The following is a 237-nucleotide window of genomic DNA, read 5'->3' as shown; positions in this document are numbered from 1 at the left end:
AACGCCTCCGCCGCCTCGCCGCCGACCCGGCCGAGGAGGACGAGGTCCAGACGGCGGTCCGCAGCCGCTTCGGGCCGGACCTGTCCGCGGGCTGAGGCCGACGAGGGGGCCGAGCCGGGCCCGCGTACGCCTACATCGGGGCGGGCTCGCGTACGACGCCACAAGCTTCCGTATGACGCCACGGCCTCCGTACGCCGTCACGGACGCCACAAGTCTCCGTACGTCGTGAGGGGCCCG

It is taken from the genome of Streptomyces murinus (assembly GCF_002154555.1).
Lineage (GTDB): Bacteria > Actinomycetota > Actinomycetes > Streptomycetales > Streptomycetaceae > Streptomyces > Streptomyces murinus.
This window is presented reverse-complemented; position numbering follows the sequence as displayed.